The 24,574-nt window shown below is 68.4% G+C and carries 22 protein-coding genes; 12 read left to right on the plus strand and 10 right to left on the minus strand.

Annotation, left to right across the window (positions count from 1 at the left end; translation table 11 throughout):
* Nucleotides 1–5: 5 nt before the first annotated feature.
* The 4 genes from ACWTPI_RS25945 to ACWTPI_RS25960 all read right to left on the minus strand — a co-directional run bounded on the left by ACWTPI_RS25945 (nt 6) and on the right by ACWTPI_RS25960 (nt 4,215).
* Entirely contained in the window at nt 6–161 is a 156-nt protein-coding gene (locus ACWTPI_RS25945; RefSeq protein ID WP_020205758.1) for a DUF2474 family protein, read from the minus strand.
* Complete coding sequence (gene cydB / locus ACWTPI_RS25950; RefSeq protein WP_029044195.1) at nt 161–1,168, minus strand: cytochrome d ubiquinol oxidase subunit II; 1,008 nt, start codon at nt 1,166–1,168, stop codon at nt 161–163. Before cydB ends, ACWTPI_RS25945 begins: the two co-directional genes overlap by 1 nt.
* Before the next feature lie 2 nt (nt 1,169–1,170).
* Nucleotides 1,171–2,616, minus strand: a complete 1,446-nt coding sequence (locus ACWTPI_RS25955) for a cytochrome ubiquinol oxidase subunit I (protein WP_020205760.1) — start codon at nt 2,614–2,616, stop codon at nt 1,171–1,173.
* A gap of 384 nt (nt 2,617–3,000) precedes the next feature.
* Entirely contained in the window at nt 3,001–4,215 is a 1,215-nt protein-coding gene (locus tag ACWTPI_RS25960) for a DSD1 family PLP-dependent enzyme (RefSeq protein WP_454733146.1), read from the minus strand.
* Between the two features lie 241 nt (nt 4,216–4,456).
* Between ACWTPI_RS25960 and ACWTPI_RS25965 the strand changes: the two genes are divergently transcribed.
* Nucleotides 4,457–5,212, plus strand: a complete 756-nt coding sequence (locus ACWTPI_RS25965; RefSeq protein ID WP_454733147.1) for a sulfite exporter TauE/SafE family protein — start codon at nt 4,457–4,459, stop codon at nt 5,210–5,212.
* 91 nt (nt 5,213–5,303) lie between these two features.
* On the opposite strand, the gene ACWTPI_RS25970 is transcribed toward ACWTPI_RS25965, so the two are convergent.
* Nucleotides 5,304–5,684: a hypothetical protein gene (locus ACWTPI_RS25970; protein ID WP_155888303.1), complete on the minus strand. Its 381-nt coding sequence runs from the start codon at nt 5,682–5,684 to the stop codon at nt 5,304–5,306.
* 239 nt (nt 5,685–5,923) lie between these two features.
* Here ACWTPI_RS25970 and ACWTPI_RS25975 point away from each other — a divergent pair, with 239 nt between their 5' ends.
* The 3 genes from ACWTPI_RS25975 (at nt 5,924) to ACWTPI_RS25985 (ending at nt 11,121) form a co-directional block, all read left to right on the plus strand.
* On the plus strand, nt 5,924–6,742 hold the full coding sequence (locus tag ACWTPI_RS25975) for a MetQ/NlpA family ABC transporter substrate-binding protein (protein ID WP_059411822.1): 819 nt from the start codon (nt 5,924–5,926) through the stop codon (nt 6,740–6,742).
* 502 nt (nt 6,743–7,244) lie between these two features.
* Nucleotides 7,245–9,470, plus strand: coding sequence for a metallophosphoesterase (locus ACWTPI_RS25980; protein WP_454733148.1), 2,226 nt, complete (start codon nt 7,245–7,247; stop codon nt 9,468–9,470).
* Between the two features lie 91 nt (nt 9,471–9,561).
* Nucleotides 9,562–11,121, plus strand: coding sequence for an esterase-like activity of phytase family protein (locus tag ACWTPI_RS25985; protein ID WP_454733149.1), 1,560 nt, complete (start codon nt 9,562–9,564; stop codon nt 11,119–11,121).
* An 84-nt stretch (nt 11,122–11,205) separates the two neighbouring features.
* Here the strand turns inward: ACWTPI_RS25985 and ACWTPI_RS25990 are convergent, their stop codons facing one another.
* The 5 genes from ACWTPI_RS25990 to trpB all read right to left on the minus strand — a co-directional run bounded on the left by ACWTPI_RS25990 (nt 11,206) and on the right by trpB (nt 16,463).
* Nucleotides 11,206–12,279, minus strand: a complete 1,074-nt coding sequence (locus ACWTPI_RS25990) for an NAD(P)-dependent alcohol dehydrogenase (RefSeq protein ID WP_020204969.1) — start codon at nt 12,277–12,279, stop codon at nt 11,206–11,208.
* 70 nt (nt 12,280–12,349) lie between these two features.
* A complete protein-coding gene (locus ACWTPI_RS25995) occupies nt 12,350–12,748 on the minus strand; it encodes an RT0821/Lpp0805 family surface protein (protein WP_020204968.1) in 399 nt (132 codons plus the stop codon).
* Between the two features lie 752 nt (nt 12,749–13,500).
* On the minus strand, nt 13,501–14,412 hold the full coding sequence (locus ACWTPI_RS26000; protein WP_454733150.1) for a DMT family transporter: 912 nt from the start codon (nt 14,410–14,412) through the stop codon (nt 13,501–13,503).
* A 42-nt stretch (nt 14,413–14,454) separates the two neighbouring features.
* Complete coding sequence (gene trpA, locus ACWTPI_RS26005) at nt 14,455–15,270, minus strand: tryptophan synthase subunit alpha (RefSeq protein WP_454733151.1); 816 nt, start codon at nt 15,268–15,270, stop codon at nt 14,455–14,457.
* A gap of 2 nt (nt 15,271–15,272) precedes the next feature.
* Nucleotides 15,273–16,463, minus strand: coding sequence for a tryptophan synthase subunit beta (gene trpB, locus ACWTPI_RS26010; protein WP_454733152.1), 1,191 nt, complete (start codon nt 16,461–16,463; stop codon nt 15,273–15,275).
* A 527-nt stretch (nt 16,464–16,990) separates the two neighbouring features.
* Between trpB and ACWTPI_RS26015 the strand changes: the two genes are divergently transcribed.
* The 8 genes from ACWTPI_RS26015 to ACWTPI_RS26050 all read left to right on the plus strand — a co-directional run bounded on the left by ACWTPI_RS26015 (nt 16,991) and on the right by ACWTPI_RS26050 (nt 24,520).
* Complete coding sequence (locus ACWTPI_RS26015) at nt 16,991–17,719, plus strand: PadR family transcriptional regulator (protein WP_020204964.1); 729 nt, start codon at nt 16,991–16,993, stop codon at nt 17,717–17,719.
* Between the two features lie 92 nt (nt 17,720–17,811).
* Nucleotides 17,812–18,627, plus strand: a complete 816-nt coding sequence (locus ACWTPI_RS26020; protein ID WP_059411892.1) for a siderophore-interacting protein — start codon at nt 17,812–17,814, stop codon at nt 18,625–18,627.
* A gap of 138 nt (nt 18,628–18,765) precedes the next feature.
* Complete coding sequence (locus ACWTPI_RS26025; RefSeq protein ID WP_454733153.1) at nt 18,766–19,254, plus strand: winged helix-turn-helix transcriptional regulator; 489 nt, start codon at nt 18,766–18,768, stop codon at nt 19,252–19,254.
* A gap of 154 nt (nt 19,255–19,408) precedes the next feature.
* On the plus strand, nt 19,409–20,665 hold the full coding sequence (gene alaC, locus ACWTPI_RS26030; RefSeq protein ID WP_020204961.1) for an alanine transaminase: 1,257 nt from the start codon (nt 19,409–19,411) through the stop codon (nt 20,663–20,665).
* 535 nt (nt 20,666–21,200) lie between these two features.
* A complete protein-coding gene (locus ACWTPI_RS26035) occupies nt 21,201–22,118 on the plus strand; it encodes an arginase family protein (RefSeq protein WP_020204960.1) in 918 nt (305 codons plus the stop codon).
* 65 nt (nt 22,119–22,183) lie between these two features.
* Nucleotides 22,184–22,984 (plus strand): ABC transporter substrate-binding protein, encoded by an 801-nt coding sequence (locus tag ACWTPI_RS26040; RefSeq protein ID WP_020204959.1) that lies wholly within the window; start codon nt 22,184–22,186, stop codon nt 22,982–22,984.
* Nucleotides 22,985–23,048: 64 nt separating this feature from the next.
* Nucleotides 23,049–23,741 (plus strand): amino acid ABC transporter permease, encoded by a 693-nt coding sequence (locus tag ACWTPI_RS26045; RefSeq protein WP_020204958.1) that lies wholly within the window; start codon nt 23,049–23,051, stop codon nt 23,739–23,741.
* Between the two features lie 11 nt (nt 23,742–23,752).
* On the plus strand, nt 23,753–24,520 hold the full coding sequence (locus ACWTPI_RS26050; RefSeq protein ID WP_197090342.1) for an amino acid ABC transporter ATP-binding protein: 768 nt from the start codon (nt 23,753–23,755) through the stop codon (nt 24,518–24,520).
* Nucleotides 24,521–24,574 lie beyond the last annotated feature (54 nt).

The following is a 24,574-nucleotide window of genomic DNA, read 5'->3' on the forward strand; positions in this document are numbered from 1 at the left end:
GGCCGTCAGGCGTGCATCCCCGCGAGCCGCATCACGCCCCGCAGCAGCAGCGCGGCCACGCCGAGCGCCGCCACGCTGGCGATCCAGATCGCCAGCAGCCAGCCCACGCGCGCCAGCCAGCCGCGCGGCGCGGGGCCGTCCTCGCGCCGGTTCGCGGCCATCAGTGATACCCCTCGCCGTGCCTGACCTTGCCGCGGAACACGTAATACGCCCACACCGTGTACATCAGGATGAACGGGATGATGAACAGGGCGCCGACCAGCGTGAAGCCCTGGCTCTGCGGCGGCGCGGCGGCGTCCCAGATCGAGATGCTGGGCGGCACGATGTTCGGCCACACGCTGATGGCCAGCCCGCTGTAGCCGAGGAAGACCAGCGCCAGCGTGTAGAGGAACGGCGCGATGCGCGCGTCGGCGCGCAATGAGCGCACCAGCCGGTACATGCACAGCAGCACCAGCAGCGGCACCGGCGCGAACCAGATCAGGTTGGGCAGGCTGAACCAGCGCGCGGCGATGCGCGGCTGCGCCAGCGGCGTCCAGATGCTGATCACGGCGATCACGCCGAGCAGGACCCAGGCCAGTCGGCCGGTGAGATGGAGCATGCGCCGGTGCAGGTCGCCCTCGGTCTTGACGATCAGCCAGGTGCTGCCCAGCACGGTGTAGGCCACCGCCACGCCGACGCCGCAGAACAGCGGGAACGGCTGCAGCCAGTCCAGCGGGCCGCCGGCGAAGACGCGGCCGCTGACGCGGATGCCGTCGATGTACGCGCCCAGCGCCACGCCCTGGAAGAAGGCCGCCGCCAGCGAGCCGCAGATGAAGGCCTTGTCCCACACGTGGCGCTCGCGGTCGTTGGCCTTGAAGCGGAACTCGAACGCCACGCCGCGGAAGATCAGCCCGAGCAGCATCAGGACCAGCGGCAGGTAGAGCGCGCTGAGCACCACCGAGTAGGCCAGCGGGAAGGCGGCCAGCAGGCCGGCGCCGCCGAGCACCAGCCAGGTCTCGTTGCCGTCCCACACCGGTGCCACGGTGTTCATCATCACGTCGCGGTCATGGCGGTCCGGCACGAAGGCATAGAGCATGCCGATGCCGAGGTCGAAGCCGTCCATCACCACGTACATCATCACCCCGAAAAAGATGATGACGGCCCAGATCAAAGAGAGGTCGACACCCATGTTCAGCTCCCGGAAGTGTTGATGGCGGGCACGTCGCCGCGGTCGTCGACGGCGGACAGCGGGCGCGCCGGCGTGTGCGCCGGATGGCCCGGACGGGCGGCGTCCTCGTTCTCATCGTCGTCGCCTTCGTGCATGACCGGGCCCTTGCGCACCAGCCGCATCATGTAGGCGATGCCCACGCCGAACACGAACACATAGGCCACCACGAACAGCGCCAGCGTCAGCGCGAGCTCGGGCGCGCCGTGCGGCGAGACCGCGTCGGCGGTGCGCATCACGCCGTACACCACCCACGGCTGGCGCCCGATCTCGGTGGTGAACCAGCCGGCCAGCAGCGCCACCAGCCCGGCCGGGCCCATCCACAGCGCCACGCGCAGGAACGCGCGGGCGCGGTAGAGCGCCTCGCCGCGGCGCAGCAGCAGGCTCCACAGGCCGAGCAGGATCATCAGCACGCCCAGCCCGACCATCACGCGGAAGCTCCAGAACAGGATGGTGGCGTTGGGCCGGTCCTGCGGCGGGAACGCCTTCAGGCCGGGGATCTGGCCGTCCAGCGTGTGCGTCAGGATGAGGCTGCCCAGGCGCGGGATCTCCAGCGCGAAGCGGGTTTCCTCGCGCGCCATGTCAGGCCAGCCGAACACGATCAGCGGCAGCGGCTCGTTGCCGCGGTTTTCCCAGTGGCCTTCCAGCGCGGCGATCTTGGCCGGCTGGTGGGCGAGCGTGTTGATGCCGTGCATGTCGCCGATCACGGCCTGCACGGGCGCGACCACCAGCAGCATCCACATCGCCATCGACAGCATTTTGCGGATGGCCGGGTTGTCGCGCCCGCGCAGCAGATGCCACGCGGCGGAGGCACCGACGAACAGCGCCGTGGCGAGGAAGGCCGCCACGCTCATGTGCGCCAGCCGGTACGGGAACGACGGATTGAAGATCACGCGCAGCCAGTCCACCGGCACCACGCGGCCGTCGATGATCTCGTAGCCCTGCGGGGTCTGCATCCAGCTGTTGGAAGCGAGGATCCACGTGGCCGAGATCAGCGTGCCGAGCGCGACCATCAGGGTGGCGAAGAAGTGCAGGCCGGGGCCGACCTTCTTCCAGCCGAACAGCATCACGCCGAGGAAGCCCGCCTCGAGGAAGAACGCGGTCAGCACCTCGTAGGTCAGCAGCGGGCCGGTCACGCTGCCGGCGAAGTCGGAAAAGAAGCTCCAGTTGGTGCCGAACTGGTAGGCCATCACCAGCCCGGACACCACGCCCATGCCGAAGTTGACCGCGAAGATCTTGGACCAGAAGTGGTACAGGTCGCGGTAGACCGGGTTCTGCGTGCGCAGCCAGCAGCCTTCCAGCACGGCGAGGTAGCTGGCCATGCCGATGGTGATGGCGGGAAAGATGATGTGGAACGAGATGGTGAACCCGAACTGGATCCGGGCGAGGTCGAGCGCACTCAGGCCGGGCATGGCGTGGTCTCCGTGAGGCGGGGGTGGGCCGGGGTGGCTTGTCCAAGACACCGGACGGCGCGTAGGGATAGCGTAGACCACGGCGCGAGCGCATTGAAGGGCGCTTGCGGGCGGGGGCGCACGCGATGTGGCGCGGATGCCGCGGGCGGGCGGCGGCGGGGGCGGAAGCCTGCCCGGGCGGGCAGGCCTGATGCGGGGTTGTCCATGTGCGGAGGCCGGATATTGGGCTTGCGCCCGGAGCGCGGACCGCGCCCCGGCGCATGCGATGGACCCCATGCTACCGGCGGCCCGGCGTGGATAACAGAAGCAAATGCGCTTAAAAAGACGGTATCAGTCTGCTGCGCTGCGGTATAACGCCGCAGCGCCCGGGCGCGGCCCGCCGTTTCAGCGGCTCAGCCCGCGTGCCGCCACCGGCCACACGCAGGCCACGGTGCCGCCGCGCACGCCGACGATGTCGTCGTACAGGTTGAGGGTGGGATCGCAATGGCCGGGCACCAGCAGCACCTGGCTGCCCAGCGCCGGCAGCAGCGGGGCGGCGCGCGCGCCCGGCGCCGGCAGCGCCTCGACGATGCCGTGCTCGTCGTTGGCGGCCACGTAGGCCAGCGCGAGGTCGTGGCCGTCCGCGCCCCAGACCAGCGGCAGGCCGGAGTCCACCGCCATCGACTTCAGCCCCGCGTCCAGCACCACGCGCGGCGTGGCCGGCGCGGGCGCCGTGGCGGCGGCCACGCTCATGACCGTGCTGGCGATGAACAGGCTGTGCTCGAAGCGCAGCGCGCCGCCGTATTCGTTGCGGCCGTAGTCGCCGTCCATGAAGACGTAGGAGCCGGGCTGGATCTCGGTGTAGACGCCGCTGGCGAGGTCGAACTCCACGCTGCCGCTGCCGCCGCCAGTGACCGTGGCGCAGGCCACGCCGGCTTCCGCCAGCGCGGCCACCACGGCCGCGGTGCGGGCCGCGGCCTCGGCCGCCGCGCGCTTGCGCGCGGCGTACTCGCGCACGTGCTGGATGCCGCCCTGGTAGGCCTGCAGGCCGCGGAACGCCAGCCGCGCATGGGCCTGGACGGCCTGCGCCAGCCGCAGCGCGGCGGCGGCGGCGGCCACGCCGCAGCGGCCCTGGCCCACGTCGATCTCGACGAACACGCCGATGGTGCTGCCGGCGTGCGCGGCGGCTGCGGCCAGCGCCTCGACCTGGCGCGCGTCGTCCACGCACACGCTCATGCGCGCATGCAGGGCGAGCCGCGCCAGCAGCGCGGCCTTGGCCGGCCCGGCGATCTCGTTGCTGATGTGGATGTCGGTCACGCCGGCCCGCACGAACGGCACCGCCTCGCTGACCTTCTGGCAGCAGATGCCGGCCGCGCCGCGCGCGATCTGCGCCAGCGCGATGGCCGGGCATTTGTGCGCCTTGGCATGCGGGCGCAGTTGCACGCCGGCCCGGTCGGCGGCCTGCTGCATGCGCGCGAGGTTGCGCTCGAAGGCGTCCAGGTCGAGCACCAGCGCGGGGGTGTCGATGGCGGTCACGGGCTGGCCGGGCTCGGCGGCGGGCGGCAACGGCAGGTCCGGCAAGGCGAGCGAAGCCGGCGAGGCGGGCGTGGCGTGGGTCATGGGGCGGGCGGTCCTGGGCTGGATGGCAAGGCGGAGCCTGGCCGTGCCTGCGATGATGTGGGGTGCGGGCCGGCGCTGTCAAATCGGCCGGCGGCGCCTCCCATGCGGACCTGTGCCGGCGCCGCCGCCGCGCGCGCCGCCGGCCTGGCGGCGGATGACAAGCGGGCCGATTCGGCGCATAGTTTGCGGCTTTCGCACGATGCGCCTCGCGCACTTGCCGCCAGCGGCATCCTGACTCCCGATGGACTTTCCTCTCCTGATCGTGGCGCTCGGCGCCGTGGTGGCCGGCTTCGTGCAGGGCCTGTCCGGGTTTGCCTTCGGCATGTTGGCGATGTCGTTCTGGGTATGGACGGTGGAGCCGCGGCTGGCGGCGGCGATGGCGGTGTTCGGCTCGCTCACCGGGCAGGTGGTGGCGGCGCTCACGGTGCGGCGCGGCTTCTCGCCGCGGCAGCTGCTGCCGTTCGTGGCCGGCGGCGTGCTCGGCATTCCCATCGGCGTGGCCGTGCTGCCGATGCTCGACGCCAACCTGTTCAAGGCCTGCCTGGGCGCGTTCCTGGTGATCTGGTGCCCGCTCATGCTGTTGTCCGCGCAGCTGCCGCGCGTGCGCTTCGGCGGGCGCCTGGCCGACGGCCTGGCCGGCACCGCCGGCGGCATCATGGGCGGCATCGGCGGCTTCAGCGGCGTGATTCCCACGCTGTGGTGCACGCTGCGCGGGCTGCCCAAGGACGAGCAGCGCGCCATCATCCAGAACTTCAACCTGGCCACGCTGGCGGTGACGATGGCGACCTACGTCGGCACCGGCATCGTCACGCGCGACATGGTGCCGATGTTCCTGGTGGTGGGCCCGGCCATGCTGGTGCCGAGCATCCTCGGCGCGCGGCTGTACATCGGTATCAGCGAGATCGCCTTCCGCCGCATCGTGCTGAGCCTGCTGACGGCCTCGGGCGTGGTGCTGCTGACCGCCTCGCTGCCGCGGCTGCTGGCAGCGGCGCACTAAACGCCGGGCGCCGCGCGCCTTCGGGTATGGAGGATGCCGCTGCCGCTGCGCGCGAACTGGCTCGCGGCGGCATGGCAAAGTCCCGCGCCGGCTAGCCTGCCGCGGCGAACGCCGCCACCGCCGCCATCGTCTCGGGCGCCGGCGACGCGCAGGCCCGCAGCGCGAGCGGGCGCTGTCCGGCCAGCGTCAGTTCGGCGGCCTGCCCGCCGAAGCGCAGCACGCCTTCTTCGAACACGCGCCGCTGCGGCAGCGGCGCACCGGGCTCCTCCGCCATCGACACGAAGCGCAGCGGCTGCGCGCGCGGCGGCGAGTGCGCGCCGTCCAGCCACAGCCACTGGTAGAGGCGCGCGCGCGGCGTGCCGGCGGGCAGGCCGAGCCGCTTGATCTCGAGCACGGTGCCCGCGTCCGCGCCGAACGCGAACAGGATGCGCAAGGCGGGCGCGGCCGGCGGGGAGGGCGGATCTTGTGTCATGGGCGTGGCCGGGTCCGGTGTCGCGGGGAGCGCGATTCTACCGGATTCGTCCGCCGCATCCGGATGCACGGGACGATGCGCGCGGCGACATGCCGCGCATATCGATAGGCGAACACCTTCATTCCGCGCCACAGGGCGCGGCGCTAACATCGCTGCCACGCGAGCCGGCGTCACGAGCGCCGGCCGCGCCCCTCACCACAGCGGCCGCTCCGGCCGCGACCAACCTTCGTGGAGACTGCATGCAGCGCCGTACCCTGTTCAAATCCATCGCCCTGGCCGCCGCCATCGCCGTGCTGCCGGGCTTCGCCGCGCAGTCCGCGCTCGCCGCCGACCAGGTGGTGCGCCTCGGCACCATGAGCGGCCCCGACGCGCAGATCTGGGAAGTCGTGCGCACCGTGGCCAAGCGCAGCGGCCTGGATGTGAAGATCGTCGAGTTCAACGACTACGCCCAGCCCAACGCCGCGCTCGACGCCGGCGACCTCGACGCCAACGGCTTCCAGCACCAGCCTTTCCTCGACAGCCAGATCGAGGCGCGCCACTACAAGATCGCCAACGTGGGCCTGACCTACGTGGCGCCGATGGGTTTCTACTCGAAGAAGTTCAAGTCGCTCAAGGACCTGCCCGAAGGCGCCAAGGTCGGCATCCAGAACGATCCCTCCAACGGCAACCGCGCGCTGCTGCTGTTGCAGAAGGAAGGCCTCATCACGCTGCGCGACGGCGCCGGCAAGAGCGGCAAGAACGCCACGCCGCTCGACATCGCCGCCAATCCGCGCAAGCTCAAGATCGTCGAGCTCGATTCGGCCATCCTGCCGCGCTCGCTCGACGACCTCGCCGCCGCCTCGATCAACACCGACTACGCCGTCAAGGCCGGCCTGAACCCCACGCGCGACGCCATCGCCATCGAAGACCTGCGCGGCCCCTACGCCAACCTGATCGCGGTGCGCACGCAGGACAAGGACAAGCCGTGGGTCAAGCCGCTGGTGTCGGCCTACCAGTCGCAGGAAGTGCGCGACTTCCTCGCCAGGCAGTTCAAGGGCGCGATCCTGCCGGCATTCTGAGCGCCGTTCCCGACTGGCATCCGGGCCGGCGTTCAGCGCCGGTCTTCTTGCCTTCGTTCCCCGGGCGGACCTCATCCGCCCGGCGCTGCCTTCCCGATTTTCCTCCCGCGATTTCCTCGAACCGCCGGCGCGTGTCGCTCCGCGACGGTTCGCTGTCGCCGATGAAGCCCGGCGCCGGATATGCCGCGAGCCGCCGCTTCGGTGGCCATCCCTGAGCGCGGGGTCGCCGCGCCTCTCCTGTTTCCGCTTGTCGTGTCGTGCGGGCGTGGCTCGTCACCCGGCGTGCCGGCGCATGCCGGCGTCAGGCAGGCCGGCCCGGCGCCGCGAATGCCATGACATTTGCATACATTCATGACGCTCTAAAGTGATATTCAAAGCATACATTTAGCCACATCCCTGTCACCTGCGGTGCCTACCATTCGGCGGCTTTCCGGGTCTTGCGCGTCACATGCGCAGGCCATTCCCGACGATTTCCGACGAAAACCACATTGCGAGCCGCCGCATGACATCCACCGCACCGCCTGTCTTCCGACCCGCCCGCCGCCTGCCCAGGCTGCTGGCCGCCTCGCTGTTCGCCTTCCTGGCCGCCTGCGGCAGCGACACCGACAACGGCCAGCCCACCGTGCCGCCCGCGGGCACCACGCCGCCGCCGCCGGCCGCGCCCGCCCAGCCGGCGCCGACGCTGGTCGCCTTCATGCCGGACATCCATTTCCACGATGTCTACGCCACGTTCCAGGACGGCTCGTTCCCGGGCATCCCGAACCAGAAGTCGGGCCGCAACGCCACCATCCGCCTGATGCAGGCGCAGATGACCTCCACGCGCCTGTTCAACGAGAACTACTTCGCCTTCATCGCCGCGCTGGACGACGCGGTGGCGCGCGGCGTCAAGCTGATCGCGCTGCCGGGCGACTTCTCCGACGACGGCCAGCCGGTGCACATCCGCGGCCTGAAGAAGGTGCTGGACGAATACGCCGAGAAATACGGCATCGAGTTCTTCGCCGCCCCGGGCAACCACGATCCCAACAAGCCGTTCGCGCGCGCCGGCGGCAAGAGCGACTACCTCGGCATCGACCCGAACCACGGCGATGTCGGCTTCCCGCAGCCGATCTACAGCCGCGGCGGCAACGGCGACTGCTCCAACCCCTACGCGGGCAGCTGGTCGAAGCAGAACTGGTCCTACTGCACGGAAGAAGTGCTGGAAATGGGCTACGCCGGCGTGACCCAGGCGCTGGAGCAGCACGGCTTCATGCCCAAGGCCAAGTTCCGCTATTTCGAGACGCCGTACAGCACCTACGACGCCAAGAGCTACTCGTTCCAGGTCGCCAAGGACCAGGCCGCGTGGACCAACCGCCAGTACGAGATCTGCAAGGAAGGCACCGGCGGCGCGTACAAGAAGGCCGGCTACACGCTGTGCAAGACCGTGCCGGACACCACCTACCTGGTCGAGCCGGTGGATGGCGTGTGGCTGGTCGGCATCGACGCCAACGTCTACATTCCCACCGGCGCCGGCACCACCGCCGCCGACTTCAACGGCTCGGGCGACGCCGGCTACAACGCCATGCTGACCCACAAGCAGCACGTGATCGCCTGGCTCAAGGACGTGGTCGCGCGCGGCCAGGCCGCCGGCAAGCAGGTGGTGGCGTTCAGCCATTTCCCGATGAGCGAGTTCTTCAACGGCGCCTCCGACGACATCATCGCGCTGCTGGGCGCGGGCAAGATGCAGATGGTGCGCCGCCCCGCCGAGAACGTGACCAAGGCGCTGGCCGAGACCGGGCTCAAGGTGCACGTGGGCGGCCACATGCACTTCAACGACACCGCCATCCGCAACTATGACGGCGGCCAGGCGCTGTTCAACATCCAGGCGCCGTCGATGGCGGCCTACGTGCCGGCCTACAAGCTGATGTCGATCCAGGCCGACGACAAGCTCGAGGTGCAGACCGTGCGCATCGACAACGTGCCGCGCTTCGACGAGCTGTTCGAGCACTACCGCGACGAGCACAAGTACTTCACCACCTACGGCTTCATGATCCCGGGCGGCGGCGAGCTGTGGAACCTCTCCATCCTCGACGCCAAGAACTACGCCGACTTCAGCTCGCGCTACATGGCCGAGCTGGTGCGCCTGCGCCTGCTCAAGGACGACTGGCGCTGCGAGATGCGCGAGCTGGTCAAGAGCCCGCTGTACGGCTCCGACCTGCTGGTGCTGTCGCAGCTGCAGACCAGCGTCACGCTCAAGGAACTGGCCAACACCGGCACCCACGGCCTGCTGACCAACGCCTTCTTCGCCTGCCTGGCCGACGGCGGCGGCACCAACGCGGCCAACCCGGCCTACGCCACCGACTACGCCGCGGCCGAAGCCCGCGCCCGCGCGCTGGCCCAGGCCAACGGCATGCGCCTCGAAGACTTCAACGACTGGAAGGCGATCGACCTGGCCGGCGACTTCGTGCGCCTGGCCAATGCCGGCGACCTGGCGTTCTCCGACATCCCCGAAGCGCGCGCCCGCCAGTACAAGCTGCTGGCCCAGGCGCTGCAGTCCACCTCGGCCACGCTCGCCATGACCGGCGACCAGGTCAAGGACAGCAACACCGCCGGGGCGCTGTTCCAGGCCCGCTTCAAGCCGCTGATGGCGATCCTGCTCAAGCTCGCCAACGGCGCGCCGACCAAGCACTTCGTCATCGACCTGAAGGCCAACAAGCTCACCGACCTGAGCACCGAGCCGTCCCTGTTCTGATGCCTGGCGTGGCGCGCAGGACCGGCCCGCCCGCGCGGGCGGGCCGGCTTGCCGCGCGCCTCCGACTCCCCATTCCTATCGTTGCGACTCCATGAGCCAATCACGCGAACATGCATTGCCCGACACCACGCGCCGCCAGCTGCTGCGCGGCGGCCTGGGCGCCACCACGCTCGCCATGCTGGGCGTGTCCACCTCCCTGCTGGCCGGCTGCGGCGGCGGCGACGATGCGCCGCCGGCCGCCGGCAGCGCGCCGGTGCCGCCGGCCACCAACCCGCCCGCGGTCACGCCCGAGGCCGAAGTCAAGGCGCCCACGCTGCTCGGCCGCGCCGTGCTGCCGGCCGACAGCTTCGTGGCCGGCCCCACCAGCGGCCAGTTCATCTCGGGCGGCGACTACGACCGCGCCACCAACGTCTACCGCTACGCGCTGCCGTTCAACGCCAGGCAGCCCATGCAAGGCTTCTCGGCCATCATCCCGGGCCCCAGGGCCGGCACGTTCTACGCGTTGCAGGACAACGGCTTCGGCGGCCGCGGCGCCTCGCCCGACGCGCTGCTGCACATCTACGCGGTGTCGTTCGACTGGGCCGCCGGCAGGGTGGTCCCGGTCCACTTCCAGACCGGCGCGCCGCTGGCCGCGTTCACTCCCGAGAGCTATATCCGCCTGAGCGACCCCGACCGCCGCATCGGCTACCCGATCGTGGCCGACATGGCCAACTATCCCGGCACCTCGGTCTCGCCGGCCGGCCAGACCATCCCGGTGGACAGCGCCATCGTCAACGGCCGCCTGCTTACCGGCTACGACATCGATCCCGAATCGATGCAGCTCGACGCTAGCGGCAACCTGTGGATTGGCGATGAATTCGGCCCGTTCCTGCTCAAGTTCGACAGGCAGGGCAGGCTGCTCGCGCGCGAAGTGCAGATGCCCAACCTGCGCCGGCTCGGCGCCAACCCGCTGGTGCAGACCCCGAACAATCCCTATCTCGTCGCCAACGGTACCACCGCGCAGGCCAACCTGGGCGGCTCCGGCGGCCTCGAAAGCCTGGCCATCAACGCCAGCCGCACGCGCCTGTACGGCATGTACGAGAAGGAAGTGGCCGGCGACGACGTGCGCAGCCGCATCATCAACGTCTTCAACCTGGGCACGCTCAACTTCGAGACCAGCTACCGCTACCGCGTCGGCAGCGGCCAGCGCCTCAACGGCGACGGCAACCTCGAGACCGAGTACTACTCGGTCAACGACATGGTCGCCGTCAACGACCGCGAGTTCCTGGTGGTGGAAAAGGACAGCGGCGCCGGCGACGTGCGCACCGGCAAGTTCGCCGCGTCGAACACCTGGCGCAACGCGGCGCGCTTCAAGCGCATCTTCAAGATCAGCCTCGACCGCGTCGACGCGGACGGCTTCCTGGTCAAGGAAGAAGTGGCCGACCTGATGCAGCTGCTCGACCCGACCAGGCTCGGCGCCAGCGACACCATCGACGGCGTGTTCGCCTACCCGATGGAGTGCATCGAAGCGATCGCCATCGTGGACGCGCGCACGCTGCTGCTGGTCAACGACAACAACTACCCGGGCGGCTCGCCCTCGCGCGTGCCCTCCGGCGTCGACGCCAACGAGTTCGTCATGATCCGCCTGCCCAAGCCGCTCGCCGTGGCCTGACGGGCGCGGGCGCTGCCGTGCCGCGGTATGGGCCGGCAGCGCCTGCGTGTCATGTGTGGCATGCGCGGCATGGCGCCGCCGCCGTCACGGCGTGATCGCCACCTTCAGCACGCCGTCGCGCTGATTCGCGAACAGTTCGTAGGCCTGCTCGATCTGGCCGAGCTTGTAGCGGTGAGTGACCAGCGGCCCGAGGTCGAGCCGGTCGGATTCGATGATGCGCATCAGCCTGCGCATGCGTTCCTTGCCGCCGGGGCACAGCGACGTGATGATGCGGTTGTCGCCGAGGCCGGCATGGAAGGCGTCGAGCGGGATGCGCAGGTCGCTGGAATACACGCCCAGGCTCGACAGCGTGCCGCCGGGCTTGAGCACGCGCAGCGCGGACTCGAACGTGCCTTGCGTGCCGAGCGCTTCGATGGCCGCGTCCACGCCGCGCCCGCCGGTGATGCGCAGCACTTCGTCCACCACGTCCACCTTGCGGAAATTGACGGTGGCGTCGGCGCCCATGCGGCGCGCGATCTCCAGGCGCTCGTCGATGCCGTCGATGGCGATGATCAGGCCGGCGCCGCGCAGCCGCGCGCCCGCCGTGGCGCACAGGCCGATCGGGCCCTGCGCGAACACGGCCACCATGTCGCCGATCTTGATGTTGGCGTTCTCCGCGCCGACGAAGCCGGTCGACATGATGTCGGGGCACATCAGAACCTGCTCGTCGGTGAGCGTGTCGGGGATCGGCGCGAGGTTGGCCTGGGCGTCGGGCACCAGCACGTATTCGGCCTGGGTGCCGTCGATGGTGTTGCCGAAGCGCCAGCCGCCCATCGGCTTGTAGCCGTGCCCGTGGCCCTGGCCGTCCTGCGAGGAGCAGCCGTCCTGGCATGCGTAGGAATGGAAGCTCGGGCAGATCGCGCCGGCGATCACGCGCTGGCCTTCGTGGTAGCCGGTGACGTTCTTGCCCAGCTTCTCGATGATGCCGACCGGCTCGTGCCCGATCGTGAGCCCCTGCGCCACCGGGTATTCGCCCTTGAGGATGTGGACGTCGGTGCCGCAGATGGTGGTGGTGGTGATGCGTATCAGGGCGTCGGAGGGGCCGACGTCGGGGATCGGCTTTTCCTGGAGCACGATACGGTTGGGTCCGAGGAATACCGCTGCTTGCATGGTTGGCATGGGATCTCCTTCGCTCGCGACCGTGTCCGGCCGCATGGTTGCCGCCGCCGGCCCGCCGGGCCGGCGGCGTTCAGTCGTCGCTTACCCTGCGCGATTTCCAGCTGCCGTCGCCCTGCTTGCAGAACCAGCTGGTCCAGTTGTCCTCCAGGCCGTCGCGCTGGAGCTGGGTGCGCAGCTGGCGGCAGGACTGGCCCTGGTCGGTCTTGGTGCGCAGCGGCGTGATCGAGCCCTCGATGGCGCGGCGCCCGCGCGTGGCGGGGTAGTTCCACGGCACGGCGGCGCCGTCGGCGCCGGTGTCGAGCACCTTGCGCACGTGCTGGGCCAGCGAGGCGGATTCCTTCTGGTTCATCTTGCCGACCACGGTCGAGTTGATGAAGTTGTCGAAGTACGCGAACGCGGGCGAGGCCGGAGCCAGCGCCAGCAGCGGGGCGCATGCCAGCGAGGCGCGGAACAACTGGCGCAGTGTCATGGACGGGTCCTTGTGCAGAGGTTACGAATCGGTTGTGACTTGATTGTGAATCGGACTGGCCGCGGCCTGGCGAGAGCCTCGGCATACCTCCCGCCGCCGCGTCCCGTCACGAAAGCATGCGCGCCGCTCCGGCCGCGGCGTGCCGGCCACGCGGGCGGCATTCACGCTACCGCCGCCGTTGCGGCGGTACCCGGTAATGATAGCCGCAGAAACTGGCGTCGGACCCACCTGAAAACTTGCGGCAGATCAAGGCCGCGCGCCACCAACCGGGCGGAGCGGGGCGCCGGCGCACGCACCTTGCGCGAGCCCGTGGCGGCGCGCTTTGCAGTTTCTTCGCCATCAAGTGCCGAAAAGTGTAAAAAAGACAAATATGACGGGATATGTCACCCGATCAGGTGATGGCGCACCCCGCTTCGCGCTCTATGATCCGGCCTTGGGCGGAACCCGCGACCCGCCTCTTGCCTTGAGCCCCTGACCACCCCGGCCAGGGGCTTTCTTTTTGCGCTTTTCTTCGCGACCGGTATTTTTTCCCTCGCGGCTTGCGGGGGCTGCGGCGGAAAACTGCAATGCTCGCCACCGGCCCATTCGCGGGCAGGATAGGGCAGCAGAACAATGGAATGTTCTCCTGATCTGGCTGGATTTGTGCTGCGCGGCGTGGAAGGCGGGCGAGGGGCCATCCGAAGGCACGTTATGTGGCGATAAAGGCGCATCTGAGCGGCAGGCGCTACGGGTACTGTCCGAGGGCTGTTGTACTAGCCAGCTTCGCTTTTCGGCACGGCTTGGGCTTCTTGCGGTCGTGTTGCCATGCCTCGCCGCAGGATCAATATCGTCGAAGCCACGATCATCCCGCCTCCGATGATGACCGGAGCCGTCAGCGCCTCGCCTAGGAAGGCAATTCCCCACACGATGCCGAAGAGCGGCGTCAGGAACGCGACCATCATGGCCCGCGCGGGGCCGATGTCGCGGATCAGCCGGAAATACAGGACAAAGCCCAGCGCGCTGCTCAGCAGTCCCAGGCAGAGCATGTTGAACACGATGACCGTGTCGACGGTCGCGTTTGGCGGTGCCGCGACCCAGAACGGAAGGAGTCCAACGGCGGCAACCAGTTGCGAGCAGCCTGCCGACCCGATGGGGTTGACGTCCGAGGCGAATTTCTTGATGTAGATACCGGCGCCGGCATAGGAAGCCGAAGCCAGCAGGCACGCCAGGATCGCCCAGGCAAACGCCGGCGAGGCGGCGGCTGTCATGCCGCCGCTGGTGAGGGTGCCCACGCCGGCCATGCCGAGCAGCAGTCCTGTCGCCTTGGTTCTCGTCAGGCGATCCTTCAGCCAGATCGCGGCAAACACCGCGCCGAACAATGGCGTGGTGGCATTGATGATGGCCGAGTAGGACGCCGGGATATGTTGCGCCGCATAGGAGAAGAGCAGAAAGGGCAAGCCGACGTTGAATGCCCCAATGACGAGATACTGACGCCGGTATGTCGTCCAGTTGGGATTGAAACGGATCACCGCGAAGTAGACCAGCAATGCCATGCCGCCGATGGCAACGCGCAGATCGGCGGTCGCCACCGGGCCAAGCACGGGAGCCAGAACGCGCATGAAGATGAACGAGGCTCCCCAGACAGCGCTGAGTACAAGCAGACGGAACCAATCTATGCTGCGCATCGGGCGGGGTCTCCTTGAGTCGGGTGCGCGGGCATGCCGATGTCAGACGATCCCGGCAAAGTCCAGGCGCGGTTTTCCGGCCTGCACCTGTCCCACGAATGCCTCGATGAACTGGCGCGCGGCCGGAACATCCGCCAGGCAACGCTCGATCTGAAGACTGAACAGGCTGCCCACGATCACGCCATTTGCCCCTGCCGCCCAGAAGTCGCGGACCTGATCGACCGTGCTGATGCCGAAACCGGCCACGATGGCTTTGTCTGCAAGCTTGCTGAGGTGTTCGATTCTGGCCAATGCCTGCTGTTCGAAGCTGGCGCTCGTGCCGGTTGTCCCGAAGCGGCTGATCACGTAGGTGAATGCCGATGAGCTATCGATGAGCTTTCGCGCCCGCTCGACCGGCGTATTCGGCGCCACCATCTGGATGCAGCCGATGCGGCTGTCGGCCAGTTGCCACATGTGCGTGGCACATTCCTCGAATGGCAGGTCGGAGCAGACCACCGCGTCGACGCCGATCGCGGCCAGCTCCTTGTATGCTCGCTCGCCGCGCATGAAGAGCAGGTTGTAGTAGAGCAGCAGCCCGATGGGAAGTGCCGGGTAGCGTTCCCTGAGCCTTTGGAGCATGTCGAGGCAGGTCGCATAGGTGGTGCCCGCTGCCAGGGCGCGTCGCATCGAGCGCTGATTGACCGGGCCGTCGGTGATGGGGTCGGAGAACGGGAATCCCAGTTCCACCGCGTCGGCGCCGGCGTCGACCGCGGCGCAGATCAGATCGAAGCTTGCTATGGCATTGGGATCGCCCAGCGTGAAGAAAGGGACGAACATCCGGCGATCCCGGCGAGTGAACAATCGTGCAAAACGATTCATGATCAGATCCCCCTGATGTTCCAGTATTGATCCAGGTCTTTGTCGCCGCGGCCGGACAGGCAGACCACAAATCGGCTGCCTGGCGAAAAGTCCTTGCAGCACTTCATGGCCAGCGCGAGGGCATGGGCCGATTCGAACGCCGGGATGATGCCTTCGAGAAGGGACAACTGTTCGAAGGCATCGAGCGCTTCCGCATCGCTGATCGCCACGAACGACGCGCGTCCCGTTTCCTGCAACGCTACGAGTTCAGGGCCGACGCCCGGGTAATCGAGTCCGGCCGCCACGGAATGGGTATTCGTGATCTGTCCTTCCTGATTCTGCAAGAACAGCGAGCGCATCCCGTGGAAGACACCTACCGATCCTTTGGTGAGCGTTGCGGCGTGCCTGTCCGTGCCGTCTGCGATACCGCCGGGTTCCGCGCCAAAAAGCGCCACCTCGGTATCGTGCTCGAATCCGGAGAACAGCCCGACCGCATTGCTGCCGCCACCGATGCAGGCGAAGACCGCCGAGGGGGGCCGGGGATCCAGGCACAACAGTTGATTACGTGCTTCCTTGCCGATCACAGATTGGAAATACTTGATCATCGAGGGATAGGGGTACGGTCCGGCTGCCGTTCCAAAGCAGTGATAGGTGCTTCCCACGTTGGTAATCCAATCCCGCATGGCCTCGTTGATCGCATCCTTCAGCGTTGCGCCGCCAGCTTCGACCGGATGTACCCTGGCGCCGAAGAGTTCCATGCGCTTGACGTTTTGCTGCTGGCGCTGGATGTCGAGCGCGCCTATGTATACCTCCACCGCCATGCCGAGCTTGGCGCCAGTCATCGCCGTTGCCACGCCATGTTGCCCGGCGCCCGTTTCCGCGATGATGCGGCTCTTCCCCATCCGCTTTGCCAGAAGCAATTGCCCTAGCGTGCTGTTCGTCTTGTGGGCGCCACCGTGAAGCAGATCTTCGCGCTTCAGGTAGAAATGCTGCCCAAATTTTTCGGATAGCCTTTCCGCATAGGTCAATGGCGTCTCCCGGCCAGCGAAGGTTGTCATTAACCGCCAGAGCTCGCCGAGAAACAAGGGGTCGCGACGCGCGCCGTCGAAGGCCTCTTGCACTTCCTGCAGGACGCTCACCAGGCTCTCGGAAATGAACGAGCCGCCGAACGCTCCGGGTCCAAAGTACTTGCGCAGTTCCACGTTGACAAACATCGTTCTCTCCCTGAAGAAGGCGTCCAACGCCGGTCAGAATTGGCTTCGACTCGCGCAAGACGAGCCATAGGCCCGAAACAGCTTTCACGGTCTTTTGGGGGAGAACGGGTGCCCCTGCTGCGTGCTGAATGACGCTTTCGCAGAGGGCCACGCGCGATCAGGTCGGGACATCCAACGCACGAGCACGAGGAGCCGGGACGGCGGCAACGTGCAATGAGTTCGGCGTGCCTTCGAAGTGCCGGGTGCAAGTGTCTGAAGCGTAGGCGATGAGTCGGCGTCGCCGTTATAGGACGAGTACCAAACTTGGGTGAGGAAATTTCCGCTTTTTCTCGTGGCACGTAACGGAAGGCAGGTGCTTGTCCTTCGGGGCGATGAACTCGTTGCCTTTGATCCGGAATGCTTGCTCTTGCGGTCCGGCCGGTTGCCTCGTTTGCGGTCGATGTGTCTCCCCTGCGGTTTCTTCCTTGACTTTATTACTTACGATATATATCTTAAGATATGTTTTCAGATACCAAGGAGCCGCTGCCATGCGTCACCACTTCTCGAAGGGCCTGATGGGCCACCACATGCTTGCCCGACTGTCTTCTCATTTCGCCTCGCATGCCGAGGGTTTCTTTGGCCACCACGCCATCGGCCGCCACCGCCACGGCGGCGGGCCCGGTGGTTTCTTCGGCGGCGGCGGGGACGGCTTCGACGGCGAGGGCGATACCTGGCGCCGCGGCCGCAAGTTCAGCGCCGACGACCTGCAACTGCTGCTGCTGTCGCTGCTGGAGGAAAAGCCCAGCCACGGTTACGAGCTCATCAAGGAACTGGAGACGCGCACCAACGGTTTCTACAAGCCCAGCCCGGGCATGGTGTATCCGGCGCTGACCTTCCTCGAGGAGGTCGGCTATGCCACCGTGGACAGCGAGGGCAACAAGAAGCGCTACCAGCTTGCCGGGCCGGGCCGCGCGCACCTGGATGCCAACCGCGAGCGGCTGGCGCTGATGCTCAACAAGCTCAAGCACGTGGCGCGCAAGATGGAGTGGGTGCGGCGCGCGCTGTCGGGCTCGGGAGACAACCCCGGCGACAACCCCGCCGACGATGCCGAGGCGCGCGGCGGCTGGCTGCCGGAGTTCGTCGAGGCGCGCATGGCGCTCAAGCGCGCGCTGCTGATGCGCACGGATGCCGCGCCGGACGAGCAGCGGCGCATCGCGGCCATCCTCGCGCGGGCCGCCGCGGAGATCGAGGCCGGTCCCGGCGCGGCGGGCGCGTAATGCTGATCGCGCGCATGACGCAAGTCAGCCAGCCGGACGCCAGCCAGCCGGGCGTGAACCAGCCAGACGTCAACCAACCGGACCCCATATCGATGACCACCCGAGACCTTACCGTTCAACGTGTCCGCCATGCCCTCAAGATGCGCCTGCTGCAGGTGGTGCGCACGCGGCAGGTGTCGCCGCAGCTGCTGCGCGTGACGCTGGCCGGCGACGACTTGAAGGACTTCGTTTCCGCTTCCTTCGACGATCACGTCAAGGTGTTCTTCCCCGCGCCCGGGCAGCCCAGGCCGGCGTTGCCGGAAGTCGGCCCCAACGGCCCGGTGTTCGCCGAAGGCGCGCCGCGGCCGGCCGCGCGCGACTACACGCCGCGCCGCCATGACCCCGTGGCCGGCGAGCTCGACCTGGAGTTCGTGCTGCACGGCGACGGCCCCGCCTCGACCTGGGCGGCGCAGGCCGCGCCGGGCCAGTACCTGGGCGTGGGCGGGCCGCGCGGCTCCTTCGTGATTCCCGACGGCTTCGACTGGCACCTGCTGGTGGGCGACGAAACCGCGCTGCCCGCCATCGGCCGGCGCCTGGAAGAACTGCCGGCCGGCGCGCAGGCGCTGGTGGTGGTGGCGGTGGACAACGCCGCGGCCGAGATCCCGCTGCCGAGCCGCGCCAGCGTCGAGGTCCGCTGGCAGCACCGCGACGGCGCGCCGGCCGGCGACGCCACGCTGCTCGAGCGGGCGCTGCGCGCCATCACGCTGCCGCGCGGCGAAGGCTACGTCTGGGCCGCCGGGGAGGGCGCGGCGATCCGCGCGGTGCGCCAGTACCTGGTGAGCGAGCGCGGCATCGACAAGAGCCGCATCCGCGCGTCGAGCTACTGGAAGGCGGGCGCGGCCGCCGTGCACGAGACGATCGACGACTGACGCGGCGGGTTGTCCGGGGCGCCGCGCGGTTTTACAATGCAACCGCTTCGCCGCGGGAGCCGCCATCGTCTGAGGCGGGCCACGCCGCGCGCCGCATCCCGCGGCGCGGCACCGGCGGCGTGTGAAAGGAGTGGCGCGATGGTGCGGCGAACCAGCCTGGAAGGTGCCGAGTGTCCGGTGGCGCGTTCGCTCGACGCGATCGGCGACTGGTGGTCGCTGCTGATCGTGCGCGACGCCTTCGACGGCCTGCGCCGCTTCAGCGAATTCCAGCGCAACCTCGGGCTGGCCAGGAACATCCTGGCCGACCGGCTGCGCACGCTGCTCGCGCACGGCATCCTGGAGCAGGCGCCGGCCTCCGACGGCAGCGCCTACCAGGAATACGTGCTGACGCCGCGCGGCCGCGCGCTGTTCCCGGTGGTGGTGGGGCTGCGCCAGTGGGGCGAGGCCTTTTTCTACGCGTCCGGCGAGGCGCATTCCGTGCTGGTGGATACCGCGGACGGCCAGCCGGTGCCGCCGCTCGAGGTGCGCGCCGCCGACGGCCGCCTGCTGGGGCCGGACGACGCGGTGGTGCGCAAGGTGCGCGAGGTGCGCGAGGTGCGCAAAGTCGACGAGCTGGCCGCGCGCTAGCCGCGGCATGCGCCGCATGCGGATGCGTGCTGCCGCGTTGCGAAAATCCTTGGACGCCGCGCGGGTTCGCCGCTAAGATCTTTCCCGTTCGGCCGCAAACAACGGCCGGCAGCGTCGCTCGGACGGTTCCGGGCGCTTACGTTCAAGGAAAAACATGTCCGCCTCCGCAGGCAAGCGCCGTTTCGCGCGCATCGATCGTCTCCCCCCGTACGTCTTCAATATCACCGCCGAGCTGAAAATGGCGGCGCGCCGCCGTGGCGAAGACATCATCGACATGAGCATGGGCAACCCGGACGGCGCCACGCCGCCGCACATCGTCGCCAAGCTCACGGAGGCCGCGCAGCGGCCCGACACCCACGGCTACTCGGCTTCCAAGGGCATTCCGCGCCTGCGCCGCGCCATCTCGCACTGGTATCGCGAGCGCTACGGCGTGGAGATCGACCCGGACACCGAGGCCATCGTCACCATCGGTTCCAAGGAAGGCCTGGCGCACCTGATGCTGGCCACGCTGGACCGCGGCGACACCGTGCTGGTGCCGGACCCGAGTTATCCCATCCACATCTATGGCGCGGTGATCGCCGGCGCCGACATCCGCTCGGTGCCGCTGGTGCCGGGCGTGGACTTCTTCGCCGAGCTGGAGCGCGCCATCCGCGGCAGTTACCCGAAGCCGAAGATGATCGTGCTGGGCTTCCCGTCGAACCCCACCGCGCAATGCGTGGAGCTGGACTTCTTCGAGCGCGTGATCGCGCTGGCGCGCAAGCACGACATCTTCGTGGTGCACGACCTGGCCTACGCCGACATCGTGTTCGACGGCTGGAAAGCGCCGTCGATCATGCAGGTGCCGGGCGCCAAGGACATCGCGGTGGAGTTCTTCACGCTGTCCAAGAGCTACAACATGGCGGGCTGGCGCATCGGCTTCATGGTCGGCAACCCGGAGTTGGTGGCGGCGCTCACGCGCATCAAGAGCTATCACGACTACGGCACCTTCACGCCGCTGCAGGTGGCGGCCATCGCCGCGCTCGAAGGCGACCAGCAGTGCGTGAAAGAAATCGCCGCGCACTACCAGGCGCGCCGCGACGTGCTGGCGCGCGGGCTGATCGAGTCCGGCTGGCCGGTGGAGATTCCCAAGGCGGCGATGTACATCTGGGCGCGCATTCCCGAGCCGTACCGCGCGCTCGGCTCGCTGGAGTTCTCCAAGCAGCTGCTGGCCAAGGCCAAGGTCTGCGTGTCGCCGGGCATCGGCTTCGGCGACTATGGCGACGAGTACGTGCGCTTCGCGCTGATCGAGAACGAAGGGCGCATCCGCCAGGCCGTGCGCGGCATCAAGGCGATGTTCCGCGCCGACGGGCTGGTCAAGGTACCCGTGGACGAGCACGCGGCGCACGGCCACGCGGCCAAGGCGCGCACTTAGGCCGGAGCGGGCCGGAACGGGCCGGGTCGGCAGTTGCCGGCTCCGGGCCGGCGGCAGAGTCAGCTTGCCGCTTGTGTTCGCCCCTCTCCCATTGCATGGGCGGGGGGCGCGAACCGTCGGCGCCGCAGGCGAATTCGGACTTGCCGGCGCCGGCCTCGGCTTCACTTTCCCTTTCCTCTTTCTCTTCTTCCTCCTCTTCTTCGCGCACGCTCCGGCACCATCGCCGTGCGCGCATGCCTTCTGGCGGTGCATTCCTGCCGGTCCGTCACACGCGGCCGGCAGCGCACGGCGGCGGCCCGCCGCCCGCGCAAAGCCCCGTCCTTCCTAGGTAAAAACGCCGATAGGCGTGCGTGCGCGCCGGGTGGCATAAATGTTGCGACTGAAACTGCAATCTAATCGTATCGCAGTGCGATATGAAGAGAGTGCAAGATTCGAGTGCAAGATCACAGGCCGCGCCGCACCGGGCGCCGGCCCCCACGCCTGAGAGGCCCGCATGCAAAGAGGTTCCCCGCTGTTCACCCCGGCCCTGCCGTTCATGAATGCACCCGCGGCGCGCGAGCGCCCGGCGCTGCCGCCGCTGGCCACGGTCATCGGCATTCCGTTCGATTGCGGCTCGCATGCGTTCCGCATCGGCGCGCGGCAGGGCCCGGACGCCATCCGCGAGCAGGCGCGCCTGCTGCGCCCCTACGACGTGGCGCCCGCCGGCGAGACCGACAACGCGTTCGACTTCCTGCGCCTGACCGACCTGGGCAACGTGGCGTGCACGCCGGGCGATGTCGAAGCCTCGTTCCCGCAGATCGAGGCGGCCATCGAGCAGGTGCAGCGCACCGGCGCGATGACGGTCACGATGGGCGGCGACGGCGCGGTCAGCCTGCCGCAGATGCGCGCCGTGGCGCGCCACCATCCGGACCTCGTGGTGCTGCATTTCGATTCGCACACCGACACCTACGACATCGGCGGCTACAACACTGCCACCACCTTCACGCGCGCGGCCGAGGAGAAGCTGGTCGACCCCGCCAACAGCTTCCACGTGGGCACGCGCGGCCTCACCTTCATGCCGGGCGTGATCCCGTTCGGCCGCTCGGTGGGCTACAACGTGGTGCCGTTCGGCGAGTTCGCGCCGCGCCAGGAAGAGGTGCTGGTGCGCATCCGCGAGCAGGTGGGCGACCGCCCGGTCTACCTGTGCTTCGACATGGACCTGTTCGACCCGTCCTGCGCGCCCGGCGTGTGCACGCCCGAGTGGGGCGGCCTGACCGCGCGCGAGGGGCTGAGCCTGCTGCGCGCGCTGCGCGGGCTGAACTTCGTCGCCTTCGACGTCAACACCGTCTCGCCGCCGCACGACGTGGGCGGCATGACGGCCTTCCTCGCCGCCACCGTGATGCAGGAGTTCCTCTGCCTCGCCGCGGAGACGGTGCGCGTGTTTCCGCAGCGCTTCGCGCACCTGATGCGCTGATTTTTTGCCGCTGATTTTTGCCGATCTGTTCCGCCATCCCCCATCGCACCACCCGGAGAAACGACATGAAACTGACCGCAGCCATCACCGCCGTCGCGCTGTGCGCCGCCGCCTGGTCGGGCCTCGCGCAGGCCCGCACGCTGGACGAGATCAAGGCCAGCAAGACCATCAACATCGTCACCACCGCGGCCAGCCCGCCGCACGGCTTCATGGACCCCGCCAGCGGCACGCTCAAGGGCGTGATGGTCGAGGTCGCGCAGGGCGTGGGCAAGCGCCTGGGCGTGGAAGTCAAGCTTAGCGACGTGCCGTTCGCCGGCCTGATTCCCACGCTGACCTCGGGCCGCGCCGACCTGATGTCCGCGCCGCTGTTCATCACCGAGGAACGCGCCAAGGCGGTGTCGTTCTCCACGCCGATCTACGGCTGGGGCGAGGGCGTGGTGGTCAGCGACAAGGCCGCCAGGAAGTACACCCGCTTCGACGACCTCAAGGGCGCCAAGGTCGGCGCGCTGGTCGACAGCGTGCAGTTCGCCATGATGAAGGACCTGCCGGGCACGCAGGTCTCGACCTACCAGGACTACCCCACGCTGCTGACCGACGTGCGCGTCGGCCGCGTCGACCTGGGCATCGTCGATCCGCCCAGCATCGCGTACCAGATCAAGTCCAAGGGCATTCCCGGCGTGCGTCTCGACGACAGCTACAAGCCGGTCAAGCGCTGGCTGGTCGGCATGGCGGTGCAGAAGGACAACGCCGCGCTGCTGGCCGCGGTCAACGCCGCGCTGCAGGACATGGAAAAGAGCGGCGAGATCGAAGCCATTCTCGGCCGCTGGGGCATCGGCGGGCTGTCCGGCAACGTCGCCGCCAAGTAGCAGGCATGCCGGGGCGCCCGCGCGCGGGCCGTCCCGGGTTTTTTGAATCGACTGGAGTTCGACCGTGGACCTGGCCACCCTGAAGATGTACCTGTTCCCGCTCGCCGAGGGTGCGAGCGCGACGATCGCCCTGTTTTTCCCCACCGCTTTCCTCGCGGTGGCGCTGGGCCTTGTCGTGTGTTTCTGCCGCATGTCCTCCAACGGGCTGGTGCGCGGCGTGGCCAAGGGCTACATCGAAATCATCCGCGGCACGCCGCTGCTGGTGCAACTGTTCTTCATCTACTACGGCATGCCCGAGATCGGCATCGTGCTGCCCGGCTTCGTGGCCGGCGTGATCGGGCTGACCATCAATCTGTCCGCCTACCTGGCGGAACTGTTCCGCGGCGGCATCCAGTCCGTCGACGCGGGCCAGTACGAGGCGGCGCGCGCGCTCGGCCTGACCCGGCTGCAGCGGCTGCGCGCGGTGATCCTGCCGCAGGCCGGCCGCATGATCTTCCCGGCGCTGGGCAACTATGCGCTGGTGCTGGTCAAGGAAAGCTCGCTGGTGGCCGTGATCAGCGTCTACGAGCTGATGCGCGCGGGCGAGATGCTGGCCGGCGCGACCTTCAAGTCGCTGCTGGTGTACAGCCTCGTGGGCGCGGTCTATTTCCTGCTGTGCAGCGTGGTGTCCGGCGCGTTCCGCTGGGGCGAGCGGCGCCTTGCGGTGCCCGGCTACTGGGACGGCGCGGCCGGCCACGATCATCTGTCCAAGGCATGAGGCGAACCGACATGAACACGACGCAGGCCGGCGCGGATGCCGGCAACGAGATCATCCGCATGACCAACGTCTCCAAGTGGTACGGCGACTTCAAGGTGCTCGACGACGTGTCGCTGCAGGTGCGCGCCGGCGAGAAGGTGATCCTGTGCGGGCCGTCGGGCTCGGGCAAGTCCACCACCATCCGCCTGATCAACCGGCTGGAGGAACACCAGGAAGGCGAGATCGTGGTCGACGGCATGGCCATGAGCGCGGGCATGGGCAACATCGAGCGCATCCGCGCCGAGGTCGGCATGGTGTTCCAGCATTTCAACCTGTTCCCGCACCTGAGCGTGCTGGAGAACTGCACGCTCGCGCCGATGATGGTGAGGAAGGTGCCCCGGCGCGAGGCCGAGGCGCGCGCGATGCGCTACCTGGAGCGCGTCAAGATTCCGCAGCACGCGGCCAAGTATCCGGGCCAGTTGTCCGGCGGGCAAAAGCAGCGCGTGGCGATCGCGCGCAGCCTGTGCATGGAACCGCGGATCATGCTGTTCGACGAGCCCACGTCGGCGCTCGACCCGGAGATGGTCAAGGAAGTGCTGGACACCATGATCTCGCTGGCCGACGACGGCATGACCATGATCTGCGTCACGCACGAGATGGGTTTCGCGCGGCAGGTCGGCGACCGCGTGATCTTCATGGACAAGGGGCGCGTGGTCGAATCGGCGGCGCCGGAGGACTTCTTCCGCGCGCCCGCCACGGCGCGCGCGCGCGAATTCCTCGGCCAGATCCTGCACGGCTAGCAGTCCGCCGGCGGCGTATCCATTAACATGCGGAGTTTTCCTTGTCAGCCAAGC

The organism is Cupriavidus ulmosensis (assembly GCF_977008105.1).

Coding starts and splice junctions, on each gene's coding strand:
- ACWTPI_RS26020 (WP_059411892.1), top strand. CDS start 17,812: ATGACCACCCGAGACCTTACCGTTCAACGTGTCCGCCATGCCCTCAAG.
- ACWTPI_RS25985 (WP_454733149.1), top strand. CDS start 9,562: ATGAGCCAATCACGCGAACATGCATTGCCCGACACCACGCGCCGCCAG.
- ACWTPI_RS25995 (WP_020204968.1), bottom strand. CDS start 12,748: ATGACACTGCGCCAGTTGTTCCGCGCCTCGCTGGCATGCGCCCCGCTG.
- ACWTPI_RS25975 (WP_059411822.1), top strand. CDS start 5,924: ATGCAGCGCCGTACCCTGTTCAAATCCATCGCCCTGGCCGCCGCCATC.
- ACWTPI_RS25970 (WP_155888303.1), bottom strand. CDS start 5,684: ATGACACAAGATCCGCCCTCCCCGCCGGCCGCGCCCGCCTTGCGCATC.
- ACWTPI_RS25980 (WP_454733148.1), top strand. CDS start 7,245: ATGACATCCACCGCACCGCCTGTCTTCCGACCCGCCCGCCGCCTGCCC.
- ACWTPI_RS25960 (WP_454733146.1), bottom strand. CDS start 4,215: ATGACCCACGCCACGCCCGCCTCGCCGGCTTCGCTCGCCTTGCCGGAC.
- ACWTPI_RS26040 (WP_020204959.1), top strand. CDS start 22,184: ATGAAACTGACCGCAGCCATCACCGCCGTCGCGCTGTGCGCCGCCGCC.
- ACWTPI_RS26050 (WP_197090342.1), top strand. CDS start 23,753: ATGAACACGACGCAGGCCGGCGCGGATGCCGGCAACGAGATCATCCGC.
- ACWTPI_RS25990 (WP_020204969.1), bottom strand. CDS start 12,279: ATGCCAACCATGCAAGCAGCGGTATTCCTCGGACCCAACCGTATCGTG.
- alaC (WP_020204961.1), top strand. CDS start 19,409: ATGTCCGCCTCCGCAGGCAAGCGCCGTTTCGCGCGCATCGATCGTCTC.
- ACWTPI_RS26000 (WP_454733150.1), bottom strand. CDS start 14,412: ATGCGCAGCATAGATTGGTTCCGTCTGCTTGTACTCAGCGCTGTCTGG.
- cydB (WP_029044195.1), bottom strand. CDS start 1,168: ATGGGTGTCGACCTCTCTTTGATCTGGGCCGTCATCATCTTTTTCGGG.
- ACWTPI_RS25945 (WP_020205758.1), bottom strand. CDS start 161: ATGGCCGCGAACCGGCGCGAGGACGGCCCCGCGCCGCGCGGCTGGCTG.
- trpB (WP_454733152.1), bottom strand. CDS start 16,463: ATGTTTGTCAACGTGGAACTGCGCAAGTACTTTGGACCCGGAGCGTTC.
- ACWTPI_RS25965 (WP_454733147.1), top strand. CDS start 4,457: ATGGACTTTCCTCTCCTGATCGTGGCGCTCGGCGCCGTGGTGGCCGGC.
- trpA (WP_454733151.1), bottom strand. CDS start 15,270: ATGAATCGTTTTGCACGATTGTTCACTCGCCGGGATCGCCGGATGTTC.
- ACWTPI_RS26015 (WP_020204964.1), top strand. CDS start 16,991: ATGCGTCACCACTTCTCGAAGGGCCTGATGGGCCACCACATGCTTGCC.
- ACWTPI_RS26025 (WP_454733153.1), top strand. CDS start 18,766: ATGGTGCGGCGAACCAGCCTGGAAGGTGCCGAGTGTCCGGTGGCGCGT.
- ACWTPI_RS25955 (WP_020205760.1), bottom strand. CDS start 2,616: ATGCCCGGCCTGAGTGCGCTCGACCTCGCCCGGATCCAGTTCGGGTTC.
- ACWTPI_RS26035 (WP_020204960.1), top strand. CDS start 21,201: ATGAATGCACCCGCGGCGCGCGAGCGCCCGGCGCTGCCGCCGCTGGCC.